Source organism: Bradyrhizobium sp. SZCCHNS3016, from assembly GCF_032484535.1.
Taxonomy (GTDB): domain Bacteria; phylum Pseudomonadota; class Alphaproteobacteria; order Rhizobiales; family Xanthobacteraceae; genus Bradyrhizobium.
On record NZ_JAUETE010000008.1, the window covers coordinates 170,715 to 191,041 of the forward strand.

At 66.2% G+C, this 20,327-nt stretch carries 16 protein-coding genes and 1 pseudogene; 4 read left to right on the forward strand and 13 right to left on the reverse strand.

Annotated elements, in window-relative coordinates:
- Window positions 1-3 precede the first annotated feature (3 nt).
- The 10 genes from aat to tcuA all read right to left on the reverse strand — a co-directional run bounded on the left by aat (window position 4) and on the right by tcuA (window position 9,989).
- On the reverse strand, window positions 4-684 hold the full coding sequence (gene aat, locus QW881_RS17200; protein WP_315755624.1) for a leucyl/phenylalanyl-tRNA--protein transferase: 681 nt from the start codon (window positions 682-684) through the stop codon (window positions 4-6).
- A gap of 59 nt (window positions 685-743) precedes the next feature.
- On the reverse strand, window positions 744-1,832 hold the full coding sequence (locus tag QW881_RS17205; protein WP_315755622.1) for a sensor histidine kinase: 1,089 nt from the start codon (window positions 1,830-1,832) through the stop codon (window positions 744-746).
- A complete protein-coding gene (locus QW881_RS17210; protein ID WP_315737769.1) occupies window positions 1,829-2,266 on the reverse strand; it encodes a response regulator in 438 nt (145 codons plus the stop codon). Before QW881_RS17210 ends, QW881_RS17205 begins: the two co-directional genes overlap by 4 nt.
- The gene (locus QW881_RS17215; RefSeq protein WP_316158546.1) at window positions 2,263-3,783 is read right to left on the reverse strand and encodes a sensor histidine kinase; all 1,521 of its coding nucleotides are present in this window, start codon (window positions 3,781-3,783) and stop codon (window positions 2,263-2,265) included. Before QW881_RS17215 ends, QW881_RS17210 begins: the two co-directional genes overlap by 4 nt.
- 114 nt (window positions 3,784-3,897) lie before the next feature.
- Window positions 3,898-5,247: an acetyl-CoA carboxylase biotin carboxylase subunit gene (gene accC, locus QW881_RS17220; protein WP_315737771.1), complete on the reverse strand. Its 1,350-nt coding sequence runs from the start codon at window positions 5,245-5,247 to the stop codon at window positions 3,898-3,900.
- A gap of 90 nt (window positions 5,248-5,337) precedes the next feature.
- Window positions 5,338-5,823, reverse strand: a complete 486-nt coding sequence (gene accB, locus QW881_RS17225) for an acetyl-CoA carboxylase biotin carboxyl carrier protein (RefSeq protein ID WP_315755620.1) — start codon at window positions 5,821-5,823, stop codon at window positions 5,338-5,340.
- Between the two features lie 51 nt (window positions 5,824-5,874).
- Window positions 5,875-6,354 (reverse strand): type II 3-dehydroquinate dehydratase, encoded by a 480-nt coding sequence (aroQ, locus tag QW881_RS17230; protein WP_315755619.1) that lies wholly within the window; start codon window positions 6,352-6,354, stop codon window positions 5,875-5,877.
- A gap of 277 nt (window positions 6,355-6,631) precedes the next feature.
- Window positions 6,632-7,306 carry a DUF1236 domain-containing protein gene (locus tag QW881_RS17235; RefSeq protein ID WP_315755618.1) on the reverse strand — a complete coding sequence of 225 codons (675 nt, stop codon included), beginning with the start codon at window positions 7,304-7,306 and terminating at the stop codon, window positions 6,632-6,634.
- A gap of 183 nt (window positions 7,307-7,489) precedes the next feature.
- Window positions 7,490-8,587, reverse strand: a complete 1,098-nt coding sequence (gene tcuB, locus QW881_RS17240; protein WP_315755617.1) for a tricarballylate utilization 4Fe-4S protein TcuB — start codon at window positions 8,585-8,587, stop codon at window positions 7,490-7,492.
- On the reverse strand, window positions 8,574-9,989 hold the full coding sequence (gene tcuA, locus QW881_RS17245; protein ID WP_315755616.1) for an FAD-dependent tricarballylate dehydrogenase TcuA: 1,416 nt from the start codon (window positions 9,987-9,989) through the stop codon (window positions 8,574-8,576). The genes tcuB and tcuA overlap by 14 nt, the downstream gene beginning before the upstream one ends.
- A 203-nt stretch (window positions 9,990-10,192) precedes the next feature.
- On the opposite strand from tcuA, the gene QW881_RS17250 reads away from it, so the two are divergent.
- Window positions 10,193-10,864 carry a GntR family transcriptional regulator gene (locus QW881_RS17250; RefSeq protein ID WP_315737777.1) on the forward strand — a complete coding sequence of 224 codons (672 nt, stop codon included), beginning with the start codon at window positions 10,193-10,195 and terminating at the stop codon, window positions 10,862-10,864.
- A gap of 122 nt (window positions 10,865-10,986) precedes the next feature.
- Here the strand turns inward: QW881_RS17250 and QW881_RS17255 are convergent, their stop codons facing one another.
- Together QW881_RS17255 and QW881_RS17260 are read right to left on the reverse strand one after the other, a co-directional pair.
- Window positions 10,987-11,751, reverse strand: a complete 765-nt coding sequence (locus tag QW881_RS17255; protein WP_315737778.1) for a DsbA family protein — start codon at window positions 11,749-11,751, stop codon at window positions 10,987-10,989.
- Window positions 11,752-11,879: 128 nt separating this feature from the next.
- On the reverse strand, window positions 11,880-13,274 hold the full coding sequence (locus QW881_RS17260; protein ID WP_315755615.1) for a M48 family metalloprotease: 1,395 nt from the start codon (window positions 13,272-13,274) through the stop codon (window positions 11,880-11,882).
- A gap of 152 nt (window positions 13,275-13,426) precedes the next feature.
- On the opposite strand from QW881_RS17260, the gene QW881_RS17265 reads away from it, so the two are divergent.
- Together QW881_RS17265 and QW881_RS17270 are read left to right on the forward strand one after the other, a co-directional pair.
- Window positions 13,427-14,626, forward strand: coding sequence for a pyridoxal phosphate-dependent aminotransferase (locus QW881_RS17265; protein WP_315755614.1), 1,200 nt, complete (start codon window positions 13,427-13,429; stop codon window positions 14,624-14,626).
- Between the two features lie 15 nt (window positions 14,627-14,641).
- A pseudogene (locus QW881_RS17270) lies at window positions 14,642-14,827 on the forward strand (cation:dicarboxylate symporter family transporter); the annotation flags it as partial.
- A gap of 70 nt (window positions 14,828-14,897) precedes the next feature.
- On the opposite strand, the gene QW881_RS17275 reads toward QW881_RS17270, so the two are convergent.
- Window positions 14,898-18,128 (reverse strand): Rne/Rng family ribonuclease, encoded by a 3,231-nt coding sequence (locus QW881_RS17275; RefSeq protein WP_410052032.1) that lies wholly within the window; start codon window positions 18,126-18,128, stop codon window positions 14,898-14,900.
- Between the two features lie 806 nt (window positions 18,129-18,934).
- Here QW881_RS17275 and QW881_RS17285 point away from each other — a divergent pair.
- Entirely contained in the window at window positions 18,935-20,260 is a 1,326-nt protein-coding gene (locus tag QW881_RS17285; protein ID WP_315755808.1) for an N-acetylmuramoyl-L-alanine amidase, read from the forward strand.
- Window positions 20,261-20,327 lie beyond the last annotated feature (67 nt).

Genomic DNA, 20,327 nt, shown 5'->3' on the forward strand with positions numbered 1-20,327 from the left:
GGCTCAGCCGCGCGCGGCGATGATCGCCAACGCTTCGGCACCCGGCATCGGCCGATCGACCGCCAGCCTGGCGAAATTGGCGGCCGGTCCCCTCAGGGCCTTTTCGAGCAGCACGGTGTAGCGCCGGCGCGGGATCTCGACGGCGCCGAAGGTCTTGAGGTGCTCGGTGACGTATTGGGTGTCGAGCAACTCGAAGCCGCCTGCGATCAGCCGCGCGACGAGATGCACCAGCGCGACCTTCGAGGCGTCGCGGGTGCGATGAAACATGCTCTCGCCGAAGAAGGCGCGGCCCAGGCTGACGCCGTAGAGGCCGCCCACCAGCTCGCCATCCTGCCAGCATTCGACGCTGTGGCAATGGCCGAGCGCGTGGAGGCCGCTGTAGAGCTCGCGGATACGCTTGTTGATCCAGGTGTCCTCGCGACCGGGCTGCGGCTCGGCACAGCCATCCATCACCGCCTTGAAGGCCTGGTTCACGGTCACGGTGAAGGTGTCCGATCGCACCGTGCGCGCAAGGCGCGAGGCGACGCGAAAGCCGTCGAGCGGAATGACGCCGCGCAGCTCCGGCTCGACCCAGAACAAGGTCGGGTCGTCGGCGCTTTCGGCCATCGGGAAGATGCCGCAGGCATAGGCACGCAGCAGGACCTCGGGCGTGATCTCGGACGCTGCAGAGTCGCGCGTATTCATGGGATCAGCATAGCAGGCCGACGTCGGGTGCGCGATGGTCGCGTGCCGCCTGCGTCAGCTCAGCCGACCCCAGCAGCCGCGGGCTTGGGAGCATCTTTTTCGAGGCGGAAGCGGACCACGATCTTGGTGCCGGCATGGCTCGGATCGGGGCCGACGGTGGCATCGAGCTTGGTCGCCATGGCGCTGACGATGCGCTGGCCCATTCCGGTCGAGCGCGGATCGCTGGTTGCGTTGAGGCCGACGCCGTCGTCGGCAATCGACAGCACGATGTCCTCGCCTGCAAGCTTCAGCTCGACATGGATCGGGCCCGGCCCATCGGGGTAGGCGTATTTGACCGCGTTCATGACCAGCTCGTTGACGACGATGCCGATCGCGACCGCGCGATCCGGGTCGATCTCGACCGGCTCCGCCTTCAGGGTCAGCCGCGACATCCGGTTGCCCTCGGCCGAGCGGCGCAGGTCGTCGAGCAGCGAATCCAGATACTGGTTGAGCAGCACGCTCTTGAGATCCTGAGACGTGTAGAGGCGGCGGTGCACCTGCGCCACGGCGGCGACGCGGCCCATCGCATTGGTGAGCGCGGCCTTGACGTCGTCCTGGGTGCTGGAGTTGGCCTGAAGATGCAGCAGCGACGCGATGATCTGGAGCGAATTGCCGACGCGATGATTGACCTCGCGCAGCAGGACCTCGCGCTCCGCCGCCAGCGCCGCGTAGCGGTCGCGTGACGCCCGCACTTCTGCCTCCGCCTCGTCGCGGGCCTTCTGCAGCCGTGCCTGCCGCACCGCGCCTTCGGCTGCGACCTGCAGCAGCGGAATGAACTCGCCCTGCACGTCCTTGACGAGGTAGTCGACTGCGCCCGCCTTCAGGGCCGTGACCGCGATCTTGGAATCCTGCGAGGCGGTGACGAACACCACCGGCGGCGGTTCGGGCAGCGCCATGATGCGCTCCAGCGTCTCGAGCCCGTCGAAGCCGGGCATGTACTGGTCGAGCGCAACGACGTCGATCCCGCCGCGCTCCAGCCGCTGCAAGCCCGCGCTGCCGTCGGCGGCGTGTTCCACCGTGAAGCCCAATCGCTTGAGCCCGCGCTCGACCAGCCGCGCCAGCGCCGCGTCGTCGTCGATGTAGAGCAGCGTGGGGGCGGCGGAGCTCATGCGGCGGGCGGAACCTGGATGACGGAGAAGAACAGGCCGAGCTGGCGAATGGCGTTGGCGAAGCTTTCGTAGTTGACCGGCTTGGTGATGTAGACGTTGCAGCCGAGCTCGTAGCAGCGCTTGATCTCCTGTGAGTCGTCGGTCGTGGTCAGGATGACCACGGGCGCGCTCTTCAGGAAGCTGTTCTGCTTGACCATCTTGAGGATGTCGATGCCGGTCATGTCCGGCAGGTTCAGGTCCAGCAGGATCAGCAATGCTTGCCCCTTGTGATCGAGGCCGGTGCCGTCAGCACCCAGCAGATACTTCACGGCATCTGTACCGTTGGTGAACGGCTTGATCTCGTTGTTGACTCCCGAGCGGCGGATGTTGCGCTCGATCAGGCGGGCGTGGCCTTCGTCGTCCTCGATCATGATGATCGTCACGGGCATGGTCATCGGTCTGAGTTCCGGGTTGAGGCGTTCCAGTTGATCGGGAGCGTGATGGTGAACGTGCTGCCCTGGTCGAGCTCCGACGCGACCGACATGGTTCCGCCGAGCCGGCGCACCAGTGCGCGCACATGGGCCAATCCAATCCCCTGACCCGGACGGTCCTGGGTCCCGGCGCGGCGGAACAGATCAAAGATACGTTGATGATCCCTGGGATCAATCCCCCGGCCATTGTCCGTGATCTCGAAGATGGCGAAACCGAGCTTGGTGCGGGCGCGAATGGCGATGTCACCGGCAACGCCGGGCTTCAGATATTTGATCGCGTTGTCGATCAGGTTGGAGAAGATCTGCTCCAGCGCAAGGCGGTCGCTGACGATGGCGGGCAGCGGCTCCACGCGGATGGTGGTGTTGGTTTCCGCAGCCTGATGCGCGAGCGTCGAGACGATGCCCTCGATCAGCTCGCGGGTGTCGATGCGCACCGGCACGAACTCGCGGCGGCCTTCGCGGGTCAAATTGAGGATGGCGGTGATGAGCCGGTCCATTTTTGCGATCGAGGACTTGATGAAGCCCAGCGCCTCGGAGAAATCCTCCGAGAGCTGCTTGTCGGCGCCTTCCAGCTCCGGCTCGGTGCCTTCGGCCGGCGGCGGCGCGTCGGACACCGCGCGCGCGAGCGCCGCGATGCGCCGGAAGATGTCGCTGCGCAGCTCGTCGAGCTCGCTGGTGAAGCCCATGATGTTGACCAGCGGCGAGCGCAGATCGTGGCTCACGATGTAGGCGAAGCGCTGGATCTCCTCATTGGCCTCGCGCAGGTCGGCGGTGCGCTCGTCGACAGTGGCTTCGAGGTTGAGATTGCTCTCGCGCAGCTTGGCCTCGGCCTCGTCGCGGGCGCTGGTCGAGCGGCGCACAAGGAGCAGCGAGATGACGGCGAGCAGGACGACCAGCGCCGAACCGGCGACGGTGACGATGGTCGCGAGCTGCTGGCTTTCGTCGGCATTGGTGGTTCGCACCGCCAGCAGGCGTTCCTCCTCGGTGCGCATCGCCTCGGCGGTGGTACGCATGGTCGTGCTACTGTCGATCGATGCGGCATCGCGCACCAGGGCCACCGCACTGGGAAGATCGCCGGACGCGACGAGGGCCTTCTCCTGGTCGAATTGCGCCAGTCGGGTCTCGATGATGCTGCGCAATCTGGCGAGGTTCGCCACCTGAACCTGGTTGTCGGCGAGGAGCGTCGCAAGCTTGTCGAGTACGGGCCGGATCGCGGCAACGGCGGCTTCGTGATCTCTGAGAAAATCCGGGCTCTGGGTCAGCAGGTAGGCGCGGGCGCCGCTCTCGGCGCGGCGGACCTCGAGCAGCAGCGCATTGATCTGGTTCTCCGCCTCAATGGTGTGCACCACCCAGGCGCTGTCTCTGCGGGCCTTGTTGACCAGCAGCACCGAGGCCGTGCTGACCACGACCAGCACCAGGAATCCCGCCGACAACAGCAGGATTTGTCCTAGCGTGCGCCTCTGTCTGATCTCAGGCGCCACCGCTCACTCGCATGCCGATTGAAATACCTGCCCCCTCAGCGGAACCGCCGACAGAGCAGAACGTCTTGCAGACCGACGAGTTCCCGCCGGGCCGCGGGATTCTTCAGGTGCTGCTCAGTCCGCGTTCTGGCCGGCGAGATACTGCTCGAGCCAGTGGATGTGGTAGTCGCCATCGATGATGGCGGGCTCACGCACCAACGCCCGGAACAGCGGCAGGGTGGTCTCGATGCCGTCGACGACCATCTCGTCCAGCGCCCGCCGCAGCCGCATCAGGCACTCGACTCGGGTCTTGCCGTGGACGATCAGCTTGCCGACCAGCGAGTCGTAATAGGGCGGGATCACGTAGCCCTGATAGACCGCCGAATCGATGCGGACGCCGAGGCCGCCCGGCGGATGGTACTGCAGGATCTTGCCCGGCGAGGGCCGGAAGGTGACGGGATTTTCCGCATTGACGCGGCACTCGATGGAGTGGCCGTTGATGACAACCTGGTCCTGGGTCATCGGCAGGTCGCCGCCGGCCGCGATGCGGATCTGCTCCAGCACGAGGTCGATGCCGGTGATCATCTCGGTCACCGGATGCTCGACCTGGATGCGGGTGTTCATCTCGATGAAGTAGAACTCGCCGTCCTCATAGAGGAATTCGACGGTGCCGACGCCGATATATTTCAGCTCCTGCATCGCCTTGGCGACTGTCTCGCCGATCTTGGCGCGGCTGGCCGGGTCGAGCACCGGCGAGGGGCCTTCCTCCCAGACCTTCTGGTGGCGCCGCTGCAGCGAGCAGTCGCGCTCGCCGAGATGGATCGCGCCGCCGCGGCCATCGCCGAGCACCTGGATCTCGATGTGGCGGGGCTTCTGCAGATACTTCTCGAGATAGACCGAAGCGTCGCCGAACGCGGATTTGGCCTCGTTGGCCGCGGTGGTCAGCGCCAGTTGCAGGTCCGCCTCGGTGTGGGCGACCTTCATGCCGCGGCCGCCGCCGCCGGCGGCCGCTTTGACCAGCACCGGAAAGCCGATCTCCTTGGCGATCGCCATCGCGTCCTGGTCGGGCGTCACCGCACCGTCGGAGCCGGGAACGACCGGAATGCCCAGCCGCTTGGCGGTCTTCTTGGCCTCGATCTTGTCGCCCATCAGGCGGATGTGCTCCGCCTTGGGTCCGATGAAGTGCAGGTTGTGGTCGGCGAGGATCTCGGCGAAGCGCGCGTTCTCCGAGAGGAAGCCGTAGCCGGGATGCACGGCGTCGGCGCCGGTGATCTCACAGGCGGCGAGCAGCGCGGGGATGTTGAGATAGCTGTCCTTCGACGGCGGCGGGCCGATGCACACGCTTTCGTCGGCGAGGCGGACATGCATGGCATCGGCGTCGGCGGTGGAATGCACCGCGACGGTGGAGATGCCGAGCTCCTTGCAGGCCCTGAGGATGCGAAGGGCGATTTCGCCGCGATTGGCGATGAGGATCTTGTCGAACATGGTGCCTCGGGCGCGAGTGGCGAGTAGCGAATAGGGAGTAGCGAATAGGGAACGGACGGCTATTCGCTATTCGCCATTCGCTACTCGCAATTATTCAATGATCACCAGCGGCTCGCCGAACTCAACGGGCTGGCCGTCCTCGACCAGGACCTGCGTCACCGTCCCGGCGCGCGGTGACGGAATCTGGTTCATCGTCTTCATCGCCTCGATGATCATCAGGGTCTGACCGACCGACACCTTGGAGCCGACCTCGACGAACGGCTTGGCGCCGGGCTCGGGCGCCCAATAGGCGGTGCCGACCATGGGCGAGGGCACCACGCCGGGATGTTTGGACAAGTCCGCACCGGCGGCTGCCGCCGTCGCAGCTGCGACCAGGGGAACGCCAGCGGCGACCGCTCCGATGGACGAATGGACGGCCGCCGCAACGGTCACGTTGCGGGCAACGCGGATGCGAAGGCCGGCACGCTCCAGCTCGATTTCGGTCAGGCTGGTCTCATCCAGCAGCGCTGCGAGCTCGCGAATGAGCTGGCTGTCTTCGGATTTCGCGATGGTCTTGTCGTCGGGCTGGGGCGCCATGATCTGATCCGGAACGTTGGGTGGCGTGAGGACTGTGACGTCAGGCTTGCGCTAGATGTCGGTCTGCGTATCGGCTTTGGCGCCGATCTTGGCGGCGAGGCCAGTGATCGCGAGCCGGTAGCCGTCGATGCCGAAGCCGCAGATCGAGGCAAACGCCGCCTTCGCGGTGAAAGAATGGTGCCGAAAGCTCTCGCGAGCGTGGATGTTGCTGATGTGCACTTCAACGGTGGGGATCTTCACCCCCATCAGCGCGTCATGCAGGGCAATGGAGGTATGAGAGTAGGCGCCGGCATTGAGGATGATTCCGACCACACCGCGGCTGCGGGCCTCATGGATGGAGTCGACCAGGACGCCCTCATGATTGGACTGCCGGCACTCCGCCACCAGGCCGAAGCGGGCAGCCGTCTCGACGCAGAGCCGTTCCACGTCGGCGAGGGTGGCGTGGCCATAGGTCTCCGGCTCGCGGGTGCCCAACAGGTTGAGGTTGGGTCCGTTGAGGACATAGATCGTGTTGTGAGCGGCGTCGGCCATTCCCATCCCGGCGGTGTGGCGGCAGTGGGCGGCGTTATAGGTAACAAAGCCGCCAAGGGGAAGCCTTTCGGCAGCCAGGCCGGCCGTTCGAGGCTTGGTCCGTCACACGAAAAAACCGTCTTAAGTGTACGAAATCGCTGATTAACCAGGTTTGTCCACCGGGCTGCACGGGCTGCGTGTGATCGCCCTTGCGTGCTCTTTGCGCAATAGATTTGCGCAATAGAAAGGGGCGGGCATTGCTGCCCGCCCCATGTCCTCATCGCCTGCCTGGTCGGGATCAGGCGTCGAGAACTGCGACGATCTCGTGGGTGCGGGGATCGATTACGATGATCTGCTCACGAACCAGGATGAAGTCATATCCGCGCCATTCCGGATAGATCGTCACGACTTCGGCCGGGAGCCGGTGGAAGCGAACGTCGCGCGGCACCCGGGTGCCGACCGAGATGTTGAAGTTCACGTTGGTCACCGGCTCGACGCGCTGGCTGCGGATCACGCTGGTGATCTTGGTGCGCTGCTCCGTCGAGAGCTTGGCGCCGGCGCCGGCCAGTCCGGTGGTGGTCTGCGACCGGTCGCTGCCGGTCTTGGTTTCGGCGTTCGTGCTGGTGCCGCTCTTGCTGTCGCGGCTCTCGGCCTTCATGCTCTTGGAGCCGGCCTTGTCGCTCTCGGAGGTCGCGCCCTTGGCAGTCGGCCCCTTCATGCCTTCCTCGGCGCGCTGGCCCTTGGTCGCACCAGACTTCTGATCCGACTGGCTGGAGCGCATGTCGGAGGCGCCGCCGGCCGCAGGCGAGGCGCTGTCGCGATGCATCGTGCCGCCGGGCGCGTTCATGCCGCCGGCTGCGCCGCCGGACTGTCCAACTGCCCCGCCCGCACCGCCGGCGCTCTGCGCATGAGCAAAACCTGCACCCGCCAGGAGCGCGATTGCAGCAACTGATACCATCAAGCGATTGGTCATCCTCTATCCTCCTCGTATTTGCACTGCCCGCGCCGACAACGGCAGGAGGTAGGAGTCGTTCCGTACGTCGCGGATCGTTCCGGAAAAATGTCGCAGATCGCAACTTTATGAACGGATGCTCAGGGTCATGAATGCTGCATGACGACGGCGATCAGTTGCGCGTTGACGGCGACCTCGCGCGAGCTACGCGCCGTGACGTTCGCGCGCGTAGCGGAGGAGCGCCAAGAATCGATAGAGGCCGTGCGCGAACTTGCCATAGGGCATCGTGATGAAGATCGCGAACACCGCACCGAGATGGACCGCGAGCAGCACGCCCATCGTGCTGGTCTCGCGAAGCACGAGGAGAGCGAGCCCGGTCGCGCCGGTGAGGACGAGCATCGCCAAGAACGCGACGTCCATGCCGCGGCTGCCGCCGTCCATCATCGCCGGCTCACGCCTGCGCTTGGCGGCGTAGAGTCCGAGCGGACCGACCACGATGCCCAATCCGCCGAGTGTCCCGAGCACGACGGGTAGATCCCACAACGGATAGGGCGCCTCGCGCTGCAGAAGATAGTGATAGAGCGTCGCGACGCTGGTCGATGCGAAGCAGAGCACGAAGCCCCAGAGCGTCAGATGGTGATAGAACCGCCGGGTGTCGCGCGGCCGCTCATCCTCGTTGTAGCAGCCGACGCCGCCGCCATCGAGATAGCGCAGGCTGGCTGCATCGCGAACGGCGCGCAGCAGCGGACGTGAGCGCGTCAGGGTCGAGCTCGGCTCGCCGATGTCATTCCAGAAGGCCCGAGCGCCCATGATGATGGCGATGATGGCCCACAGGAAGGCGGCGCCGAACAACAGCGCCATCGTGTTGTGAGGCATGAGCGCGTAGAACGATCCCAGGCCGTGCCGGCTTGCGAACAGCGCGGCGGGATCGTTGAAGGCCACGAAGCCGAGGACGAACGCGGCCATGCTGATGACCGCGATGAGCGACACCGCAAGGCCGTTGCGCCTGAACAGCGGCGCCAGCGCGCGCGGCCAGGCATAGTCGGCGTAGCTCTCGTGCCGTACCCGGGCCAGAACGGACGGGACGCGAACGTCGAATTCGTGCGGCGGCGAGAATTGGCAGTCGACGTGGCAGGCGCCGCAGGCATGGCAGAGATTGGCGAGATAGTTGAGGTCGCCGCCGGTGAAGGCGCGGCGCATCTCCATCGCCGGAAACACGGCGCAGAGGCCCTCGCAATAGCGGCAGGAATTGCAGATCGTCATCAGCCGATCCGCCTCGGTCAACGCCTCACTGCGCTGCATGTGTCGCTGCTCCCCGGCCCGCGATGCGGCCGAACACGCTGCCGATCGTCATGCCGATGCCCGCGGCATAGCCGCGGCCGAGCACGTTGCCGGCCATGATCTCGCCGGCGGCGTACATGTTGTCGGCTGGCCCGCCGGCCTTCATCATCATCCTTGCCGCTTGATCGACGCGTACGCCGAGGTAGGTGAAGGTGATGCCGGGCCGGACCGGATAGGCGTAGAAGGGCGCTGAATCGAGACGGCGCGCCCAATGCGATTTGGGCGGCGCTAAGTTCTCGGTGCGACAATCGTCCAGGATGTCGGGATTGAAGCTGCCGTCGCGCACCGATGCGTTGAATTGCGCGACGGTGGTGGTCAGCTTGTCGGGATCAAGGCCGAGCTTGCCGGCGAGTTCGGTGATGCTGGCCGCCTCGATCGCGGGGTAGAGCGATGGCATGAACAGGTTCGCCGATTTCGCGTCGAAGATGATGTAGGCAATCTGGTTCGGCTGGGTCGCGACCAGGCGGCCCCAGATGGCGTAACGCTTCGGCCAGACGTCCTCGCCTTCGTCGTAGAATCGCTCAGCGTTGTTGTTGACGACGATGCCGAACACGACGCAGTCGAGCCGCGTGATGATGCCGCCGTCATATTTGGGCGCCCGCGCATCGATCGCCACCGCATGGCACTGGGTGGGGTCGCCGATACTGTCGACGCCGGCGCCGAGCAGCATGTCGAGCACCGTGCCGCGATTGTTGGGCGTGCCGCGGATCAGGAAGTTGCGGGCGATCTCGCCCCAGCCCTCGACCAGCTTGTCGATGTTGGATTCGAAGCCGCCTGCGGCCGCCACCAGCGCCTTGCCGCCGATGCGCATCCTGCCGTTGCCGTGCTGCACGATCGCCGCGCGGAAGCGGCCGTCGTCCATCTCCAGCCCCACCACCTCGGCCTCGTAGCGCACGTCGACGCCGAGGAGCTCGGCGGTGAGATACAGCGCATTGAGCATGGCCCGGCCGCCGCCCAGGAAGAACGAGTTGGTCCGTCCTAAGCTCAGCGTTCCGCCGAGCGAGGGCTGGAAGCGCACGCCTTGTTCGACGATCCAGTCGAGCATGTCCTTGGACTCGCGGATCATCAGGCGCGCCAACTGCTCGTTGGTCTGGCCTTCGGTGACGCGCAGGAGATCGTCCCAGAACTCGTCCTCGGTGTAGGGGCCGCTCAACGTTGCGGTCGCCGCGTCATGGGCGCAGCGCATGTTGCGGGTGTGGCGCGTATTGCCGCCGCGATAGAACTTCGAGGCGGCCTCCAGCACGATGACCGAGGCCCCGGCGCGCCGTGCTGCAATGGCGGCGCAGAGGGCCGCGTTGCCGCCGCCGGCCACGACGACGTCGTAGGTCAGGGGATAGTCGACGATATCGCTCTGATCAGTCATCGCAGGCCCTTGCGAACGCAAGGCGGCAGGCCCTGGATCGGCGTGCGTCCGCACAGCCACGCCATCGGCATGCCAGCCGTCGGCCTAGCGATGATGGACAGTGCTGAAGTGCCGGCTGCGGAGGCATGTGTTCGTATACTATTGTATACGAACACATGCAAGAGATACTGTTGTTCGGAACAAGGTTGTGAGACAGTGACCCCATGTCCTCGGAATCGCCATCGCTCACCATCGATCGTGACAACGTCTCTCTCGGCGAGGCGGTATTTCGTGCGCTGTGCCATGCGCTGGAGAACGGCCTCTATCGCTCCGGCGATCGACTGCGTGAGGACGAGGTCGCCCAGAAGCTGAACGTCAGCCGCACGCCGGTCCGTGAGGCCTTCGGCAAGCTGGTGGCCAAGGGGTGGGTGCAGCCGGCTGGTGGCCGCGGCCTGATCGTGCGAAGTCTCGACGAGAATGAAATCCTCGAGCTGTACGCGATGCGGGAGATTCTCGAAGGCGCTGCGGCCCGGCTCGCGGCACAGTATGCCGTGCCGGCCGAGATCGCGGCGCTGCGCGACATTCATGCGCGCTTCGTCAGCGGGGAGGGCGACGCCGTCGAGCTCGCGCGGCTGAATCGGCTGATGCACGGTGCGATCCAGCGCGCCGCGCGCAACCGCTATCTCGATGCCGCCCTCGAGGACATGCATGTGGCGACAGCGCTGCTGGGAACCACAACGTTTGCGGCCGAAGGACGTCCGGCAACGGCCGCGGCCGAGCATGGTGAGCTGATCGAGGCGATCGCGATCCGCGATCCCGATCGGGCCGAGGCGATTGCACGCGGCCACATCCGCGAGGCACTTCGAACCCGGCTCGGCATGAAGCTGACGGGATAGGCGAGGGCGGCAGCGCCACCGGTCTCTTGCTTCTTCACCGGCTCACGGCAAAAGCAGAAGGCCGGCTGATACAGCCGGCCTTCGATTGATCTCGTGATGGCGAGACGCTTTGACAGATATGCTCAGCAGCTCGCCTTGCCGCAGCGGGCCGTGCTGATCTTCTCGCGCAGGCCCTCGACGCCGACGGCGCCGATCACGACCTGCTTGCCGATCACGTAGCTCGGCGTGCCGTTCATGCCCATCTCCTCGGCGAGCTTGAAGTTCTCCTCGATCGTCGCCTTGGCCTCGGGGCTTGCCATGTCCTTCTCGACGCGGGCCATGTCGAGGCCGAGTTCCTTGGCCACCGCGAGCGCGTGGGCCTTGTCGGCCTGGCCGCGGCCGCCGAGCAGCTTCTGGTGGAAGTCGAGATATTTCTGCGGGGCCTGCATCCGAACGGCAACCGCGACCTGCGCGGCCTCGACGGAGCCCTGGCTCAGCACGGGAAATTCCTTGAGCACGACCTTCAGCTTCGGGTCGCTCTTCATCAGGTCCATCATGTCGGCCATCGCGCGCTTGCAGTAGCCACAATTGTAATCGAAGAACTCGACGAAGGTGACGTCGCCATCCTTGTTGCCGAGCACGACACCGCGCGGCGAGTTGAAGATCGTCTCGGCGTTCTTGCTGATGCTGGCCTCGTGCTTGGCCGCCTCGGCCGCCGTCTGGCGCTTCTGAAGCTCGGCCATCGCCTCTTCGAGCACCTCGGGATGCGCGATCAGGTAGTTTCGAACGATCGTCTCGATCTCGCCACGCTGGCTGTCGGAGAAGCTCTCCGCCGACGCGAGCTGAGGCACGCCGCAGAGCGAAAGCGCGAACAACATCGCGGGAATGAGCGTGCGGACTGACGGCATGAAGGAGGTCCTCTGGGTCAAATGATCGGGTCCTTGTCGATGGTCGTGATCGGTATCTTGATATTCTGGATCGGATGATAGCAGTAATTCAAAACTTCAACGGGCGCCAACCCCCGCTGTCCGACACATTACTGGCCGGAAAGCGGCTTTGCCGTGACGATGTCGTCGGCCTTGACCCAGCCCGGCGACCCCACCGCGAAGCGGGTTTTCGCACGCGAGGCAAGCTCGCGCGCCGTCTTGTTGTCGCCACGCAGGAAGGCGGCCTGCGCCGAGGCGAGATCCGCCTCCGCATAGTCGCCCTTGCGGCCATAGGCCATCGCGAGCTGGGAGTAGCCGAGCGGTGCCTCGGATTCGCGCGCGACCGCCGCGCGCAGGATCGAGATCGCCTCGTCAGTGTAGGCTTTGTTCTCGGATGCCACCAAGGCCTGACCAAGTAACATCTCGATGAGCGGAGCGTTATTGGACAGGTGCACCGCCTTGCGCAGCGGGGCGATCGCCTCAGTGGGACGGCCGCCCTCCAGCAGGGCCTGGCCACGGACCTCGTAGAAATAGGCGTTGTTGGGCTGCACCTGGATCAGGGCGTCGATCTGGCTCAGGGCGCTGCGCAGGTCGCCATGCAAGTAGGTGGAGATTGCCCTGGCGTAGCGGGCGGGCAGGCTGGTGTCCGACAAGGGAAATCGCCGTGCCACCGTGTCCGGCCGTTCCATGAAGGCCGAGATCTTGGCCCGGACCATGTCGTGGCGGAGCTGCAGCGCGGGGTCGTCCTTCTTGTCCCAATAGGGGCTCTGGCGCGCGAGGCCCTCGAGCGCCTCGACGCGATCGGCCGGCATCGGATGTGATTGCAGATAGGGGTCGGCGCCACGTGCGGCGAACAGGCTCTCATTGGTGAAGCGCTTGAACGTCTCGTACATGCCCTTCGGCGATTGCGCTGCCGCAGTGAGGAATTTCACCCCCGCACGGTCGGCGTTCTCCTCCTGCTGGCGCTGATACGACAACAGCGAGCGGCGGATGACCTCGCCCGGCGCGGACAGCGTCGCGGCGCCGGCATTGGCGAGGCCGCTGCCGCCGCCGCGCGCGCCGACGGCGAGGGCGCCGGCGCCGAGAATGGTGGCGATGATCATCTGGGTCTGGGCGGTGGCGAGCTGCTGGCGCAGCTTGGCGAGATGGCCGCCGGCGAGATGGCCGGTCTCGTGCGCGAGAACGCCGATCAGCTGGTTCGGATTTTCAGACTGAAGGATCGCACCGTAATTGACGAAGATGCGGCGGCCGTCGGCAACGAACGCGTTGAAGGACGCATCGTTGATGATGACCATCTGGATGTTCTGCTTTTCGAGTCCGGCGACGCGCAGGATCGGCCGCGTATATTCACGCAGCAGCACCTCGGTCTCGGTGTCGCGCAGGATCGGCGGTCCCTTGCCTTGCTGCGCCGATGCAGGCGCGAGCGGCGCCAGCGTCACGGCCGCAGCGACGACCGCGGCAAGCCCGCCGGACAGTTTCTTGCGAAGCACGATACGGAGCGACATCAGGCGATCTTTGCAATTGGCGCGAGGCTCGAGACGGGCTATTGCCCACCAAACGGCGGAATGCGGCTCATCTGCGGCGAATGAGGCCCATGGGCTGACCTCGACCGGTTCACGAAGCGGGTCCGAACAGCCGGGGTCAATAGCAGATATCGATGGTGGATGCGACAGTGATACCGACATTGGAACAGCGGATCGCCAACCTGACGGCGCCGTCCGCGCGCAGCAATGTTCCGCCGTTCATGGTGATGGACGTGATGGCTGCGGCCGAGCGGATCGAGGCGGGCGGCGGACATGTCATCCACATGGAGGTCGGCCAACCTGCGGCGCCTGCGCCGCGAGCGGCCATCGCGGCCGCGCACGCTGCGCTCGATCAGGCACGCATCGATTACACCTCGGCGCTCGGCCTGCTGTCGCTGCGACAGCGAATCGCGCGGCACTATCGCGAGACGCACGCTTGCGAGATCGATCCGGCGCGGATCGTGATCACGACGGGATCCTCGGCCGGATTCATCCTGGCGTTCCTGGCGATGTTCGAGCCCGGCGATCGCGTGGCCGTGACCGTGCCTGGCTATCCGCCCTATCGCCACATCCTGACGGCGCTGGGCTGCGAGCCGGTGCTGATTGAGACCACGGCGGAGAACCGCCACGCCCTGACCGGCGAGGCGCTGCTTGCCGTTCACCGCAAGACGCCGCTGAAGGGCGTGCTGGTGGCAAGTCCCGCCAATCCGACCGGCACCATGATGTCGCGTGAGGCGCTGGGCGGCGTCATCGCAGCCGCACGCGACGCCGGCATCCGCTTCATCTCCGACGAGATCTATCATGGTCTGGACTACGCGTTTCCGGCGGTGACGGCGGCGGAGCTGTCGAGCGAGGCCCTGATCATCAACTCGTTCTCGAAGTACTTCTGCATGACCGGCTGGCGCATCGGATGGATGGTGGTGCCGGATGCGCTGGCGCGGCCGATCGAGCGTCTGCAGCAGAACCTCGCGATTTCGGTTCCGACCCTGTCGCAGATCGCTGCGGAAGCGGCGTTCGACGGCCGGACCGAAATGGAGGCCATCAAGCACGGTTATCAGGAGAACCGCCGCATCCTGATCGAGGGTTTCCCGAAGGCCGGCCTGACCCGCTTTCTGCCCGCCGACGGCGCGTTCTACCTCTATGCCGACGTGTCCGACTTCACCTCCGACAGCTTCGACTTCGCCAAGCGGATGCTGGAGGAGACCCATGTTGCGGCCACGCCCGGCGTCGACTTCGATCCGATCCACGGCCGCAGCTTCGTGCGCTTTTCCTATGCGCGTTCGGCCGAGGACATGCGCGAGGCCGTCTCCCGGATCGCCCGCTGGCTCGCGTAGGGCGGGCAGGGCTTCGGCGCGCTGGCGCGCGGCGACATCCTGTAGGTGCAGCTGTTCGCGATCCCGTTCGGCTTCGCGCTGATGGCGCGCGGCGAGCGCAGTCAGCGGCCGCGGGACGTGATCGACGATACGGCGCATGCCGTGTTCGGCGTCATCGCCATCGTCATGAAGTCGGCGCCGGTCGGCGCATTCGCCGCCATGGAAGAACGTCATATGAAAACGCCCGGCCATCTGGCCGGGCGCTTTGCATTGAAGCGTCGGAAAGCGGGGCTTACTGCCCGCCGCCGAAACGGCGGGACCACCAGCCGGCCCGGCGCGGGGCCGCAGAGGACGAGGAATCGGTGGCCGCCGGCTCGGTGGCAACCGGCTCGGACGCAGCGACGTCGACAGCCGGAGCGGGCGCGCTGCTCGCGGCGACGTTGACGGCCGAAACCGCGCTCTCGGGCCTGGGCTCGGTGAGGAAGCTGACCTTCTCGCGAACCGTCGAGCGGCGCGGGGTCTTCTCGGATTCCGTCTTCGGAGCCTCGGTCTGCTGCACTTCGGGTTGTCGAGGAGCAGCCTGGGGCACGGGCACGGAGGCGTCAGCGATGGGCTCATCGGCCTCGGTTGCGGCCGCCGCATGGACCGGCGCCGTGGGTTCGGCCGGCTCTTCCTCGTCGTGGCGGGAAGCGCCATTTCCGTCGAAATCGGCCACGGCGGCTTCTGCCTCCGATGCCGAAGCCGGCGCGAGCTCGTCGCCGATCGACGCGGCGAGACCTTCTTCCGCGCCACCGCGCCGACGGCGACCGCCGCGGCGTCCACGCCGGCGCGGACGCCGCTCGCCGCCAGGCTGATCCGTCTGCTCGCCTTGGGCGAACGCAGGCTGTTCCTCCGACTCGTCGTCTTCGCCATCGGAGTCCTCGGCTGACTGCTCGGCGGCAAGGCCCGGCTCTGCGGGCTGCAGACCGGCCGTTCCTTCAGGCAGCGTGCCCTCGCGGGTCTCGCCACTGCGGCCGCGCCGGCGCCGGCGCCGCTTGCGGCGCGCGCCGTCCCGCTCGCCTTCGGCAGCGCTGCCGTCGGCCGCGTCCTCGGACAGACCTTCGGTCTCCTCGGTCTCGACCTCGGATTCCGTCTCGATGTCGAAGGTCTCCTCGTCGTCGAAGACTTCCTCGGCCACCAGCGGCGGCGCGGAGGCCTGCGCCGCGAGCAGCGCCTTGGCGGCCTCGAGCGTATGCACCTGCTCGCCGCGATCGATGATGAAGGATTGCTGGCCGCTCACAGTCGGATCGGCGATGACCGCGAGCGACACCTTGAAGCTGTTCTCAAGGTCGCGCAAATGGCCGCGCTTGTGGTTGAGCACGTAGAGCGCCACCTCGGTGCGGGTGCGGACCACGAGGTTGTGGGTCGCGCCCTTCATCAGCGTCTCTTCGAGGCTGCGCAAGAGCTGCAGCGCCACCGAGGATACCGAGCGCACGTGACCGGTGCCGCCGCAATGCGCGCACGGCTCGGTCGAGCTTTCCAGCACGCTGGCGCGGATGCGCTGGCGCGACATCTCCAGCAGACCGAAATGCGAGATGCGGCCGACCTGGATGCGCGCGCGATCCTGCCGCAGGCAGTCCGACAGCTTGCGCTCGACGGAGCGGTTGTTGCGCTTCTCGTCCATGTCGATGAAGTCGATGACGATCAGCCCGGCGAGGTCGCGCAGCCGGAGCTGGCGCGCCACTTCCTCGGCGGCCTCCATATTGGTCTTGAGCGCGGTGTCCTCGATGTGATGCTCGCGCGTGGCGCGGCCGGAGTTCACGTCGATCGAGACCAGCGCCTCGGTCTGGTTGAGCACGATATAGCCGCCCGAACGCAGCTGGACGGTCGGCGAGAACATCGCGTCGAGCTGGCTTTCGACGCCCATGCGCGAGAACAGCGGCTGGCCGTCGCGATACTGCTTCACCGCCCGGACGTTGGTCGGCATCAGCATCTTCATGAAGTCGTGCGCCTCGCGGTAGCCGGCTTCGCCGGCCACCAGGATCTCGTCGATCTCCCTGTTATAGAGGTCGCGCAGCGAGCGCTTGATCAGCGAGCCTTCCTCGTAGACCAGGGTCGGGGCCTGCGACTTCAGGGTCATGTCGCGGACCGTTTCCCACAGCCGCAGCAGATATTCGAAGTCGCGCTTGATCTCGGGCTTGGTGCGGTTGGCGCCGGCGGTGCGCAGGATGACGCCCATGCCCTCGGGCACGTCGAGGTCCTGCACCACTTCCTTCAGCCGCGAGCGGTCCTGCGCCGAGGTGATCTTGCGGCTGATGCCGCCACCGCGCGCCGTGTTCGGCATCAGCACGGCGTAGCGGCCGGCCAGCGACAGATAGGTCGTCAGCGCCGCGCCCTTGTTGCCACGCTCTTCCTTCACGACCTGCACCAGCATCACCTGGCGGCGCTTGATGACCTCCTGGATCTTGTACTGGCGGCGCGGGCGGAAGGTGCGCTCAGGCACTTCTTCCAGCACGTCATCGCCGCCGACGGATTCGACGAGCTCTTCCTCGATCTCCTCGCCGTCGTCCTCGTCGTCCTCGTGGTCGCCGGACCCCGATTCGGCGCCGTTGTCGTCGCCCGGCACGATCGTGACGCCGTTGCCGTCATGCTCGGCTACGGGCGCGCCGTCATCGTGGTGATCATGTTCGTCGTGATCGTGATCGTCATGGTCATGGTCATGGTCATGCTCGTCATGACCATGCTCGTCATGATCATGGCTTGCATGGTCATGTTCTTCGTCGTGCTCTTCCGCGGCGACAGCGGGGCTGGCCGCCTCGGCAGAGGTCGCGTCGCCGTTCTGCGCGACCGCGGTGTCCGCGGCTTCGCCGGCGGGCAGTTCGGCAGCCGCCACACGGTCCTGCGCGGCGACGGCATCATGCGGCTCGTCGGCCTGGTCGCGCGATTCGTCGGCTGCACCGTGGTGAGCTTCGCCCGGCGCGTCCTGACCCTGGGCCTTGACCGGGCCCTCGGAGAAGCCCTGCGCCTCGCTGGGATCGGTCGCGTCGGCGTGCGGCCGATCGTCCTGCGCATAGGCGTGGTGCTCATGCGCCTCGTGGTCGGCCTCATGCCCTTGGGTCTGGGCAAGGAGGCCTGCCTCGGTGGCCTCGACGATCTCGCTCTGAACCCGTTCGCCGCTGCCGCGGCGTCGCGAACTGCGGTGCCGGTTGCGGCGGCGATTGGAGCGGTTCTCGCTTTCCTCTTCGGCTTCGCGATGCGCGCGCTCCTCGGCCTCGATCAGAGCCTGCCGGTCGGCGACCGGGATCTGATAATAGTCCGGATGGATTTCGCTGAAGGCCAGGAAGCCGTGGCGGTTGCCGCCATACTCGACGAAGGCGGCCTGCAGTGAGGGCTCAACGCGCGTAACCTTGGCCAGGTAGATGTTGCCGCGGAGCTGCTTGCGTTGGGCCGTCTCGAAATCAAATTCCTCGACGCGGTTGCCGCGGACGACAACGACCCGGGTCTCTTCCGGGTGGGTAGCATCGATCAACATCTTGTTGGGCATATTGGAACTCTTGGAGGCGACGGGCGCGATTGGCCGCGAGCGCGTGGCGCGCTGTCGGATGACGCGACGGTCCACCTGATTCGGGGGTGAGGGGAAGGCCTAAACGCAGCTGGTCGCGCCGCGCCAACCCTGATGCCGGCGGGGCGATTGGCCGGGCAGGGGTCTGGCCCCGCATCGGCGCGGATCGTCCGCTGGTCATGGTTGGCAACTCAGTCTGGCGCATCAAGCGTCGGCCCGTCTGGAATACGTGGGCGGCAGCGGGTGCCGCCTTGCTCTGTTGCCGAAGGCCAGATTGCGCCGAAACGCTTGCCTGGATCGAATACCCACCCTGTCACGGGTGCGGTATCAGGCTATACCGTGTCTGACCTGGTGCCCGGGCGGTCTCTGCGAGGAGGCGCCTGACAGGCGCCACTCGGCTCGTGACCGGCTCTCCGTTGCGGCCGCGCGGGATCGCGCAGGCTTTGGTGGAGCGTCGGAAAGGCGCTGGAATCTCCGCCACGATCGAGGACCCGATACCGAGCACCCCGATCACGAAGCTTCCGGCGTTTCACCGGGAGGTTGAACGCGACACAACCGGCAGTAAGGATTAGCCTTCAGCCCTTCGTACATACGAGGAATGGTCAGGTCGCGCAAGCGAAGCGTCGCGGAACCGCAACAATCGGTGGCCTTTAACGAAAATGACAAAATTTGGCGGTTAACCCCTGGGATTGGTTGCGGTAAGACCATCCCGCGGAGGCATCGATTTGGCAGCTGGCCGGGCGAATTACCTTTCTTTGCTGGGATGCGCGTCGCTGTGCGTCACGCAAATGTTATGTGCGGCCGTCATTCCGGCCCGCGCCCAGAGTGGGCCGGTCGGCCAAGTGCCGCCTGCCGTGGTCGGGCCCGGGTTCCCGATCGCCACCGATGCGCGGGTCGCCGGCGATTCCCGACAGACCCGATTCGTGCTCGATCTCGACCGGACGGTGCCGTTTCGAGCCTTCCTGCTCAGCGAACCCTATCGCGTCGTCGTCGACCTGCCCCAGGTCAGCTTTCATCTGCCCACCGGAGCCGGGACCAGCGGCCGGGGTTTGGTGAAGGCGTTCCGCTATGGGATGGTGATGCCCGGTGGGTCCCGCATCGTGTTCGATCTCACCGGCCCGGCCCGAATCGCCAACTCCACGGTGCTGGATGCCGCCAACGGTCAGCCGCCGCGGCTGGTGCTCGAACTGGAGGAGGTCGACGAGGCGACCTTCGCCCGCGCCATCGGCAGCGACAGTCGTCTTGCCGCCAGGCCTACCGATTCGAGTTCCGCGACGGCGTCGGTCGCTGTCGCAGGAAACCCTGCGCCGCCGGCAGTCCGGCCGCCGCCGACCACGGTCGCCATTGCCCCCCCTCCCACGGATGGCCCGCCGGACACCCGGCCCGTGATCGTGATCGACCCCGGTCATGGTGGCGTCGACTACGGCACACAGGGCGGGGAGGTGCCGGAGAAGAATCTGGTGCTCGCCTTCGGCCAGGCGCTGCGCGACCGGCTGGAACGGTCGGGCAAGTTCCGCGTGGTCATGACCCGCGACGACGACACCTTCATTCCGCTCGGAGACCGGGTCCGCATCGCCCAGAAGCAGTCGGCGGCGCTGTTCGTCTCCATCCACGCCGATGCGCTGCCGCGAGGTGAGGGCACTGCGCAGGGCGCGACCATCTACACGCTGTCCGACAAGGCGTCCGACGTCGAGGCGGAACGGCTGGCCGAGGCCGAGAACCGCGCCGACCAGATCGGCGGGGTCAATCTGACGGAGGAGCCGGCTGACGTGGCTGACATCCTGATCGATCTGGCCCGCCGGGAAACGCGGACGTTTTCCAACCGGTTCGCCCGTCTGCTGATGAACGACATGAAGACGGCGGTGCATATGCATAAGCGCCCGCTCAAATCGGCCGGTTTCCGCGTGCTCAAGGCGCCCGACGTGCCATCCGTGCTGGTCGAGCTCGGCTATGTCTCCAATAAGGGCGATATGGGAAACTTGGTCTCCGACGCATGGCGGTCGCGCACGGCGGACGCAATGGCGCGGGCGATCGATGCCTTTCTGGCCAAGCGCATCGCCAATGCGGGCCCCGAGAGGCCGGACAAGCCGGGGCCGGTACGCGCAAAGCCCTAGTTTGGCCACAGCAACATCCCTATAAACGTGCTGCGAGGCACCCGGAATCAGTGAGGATTCCTTCTCG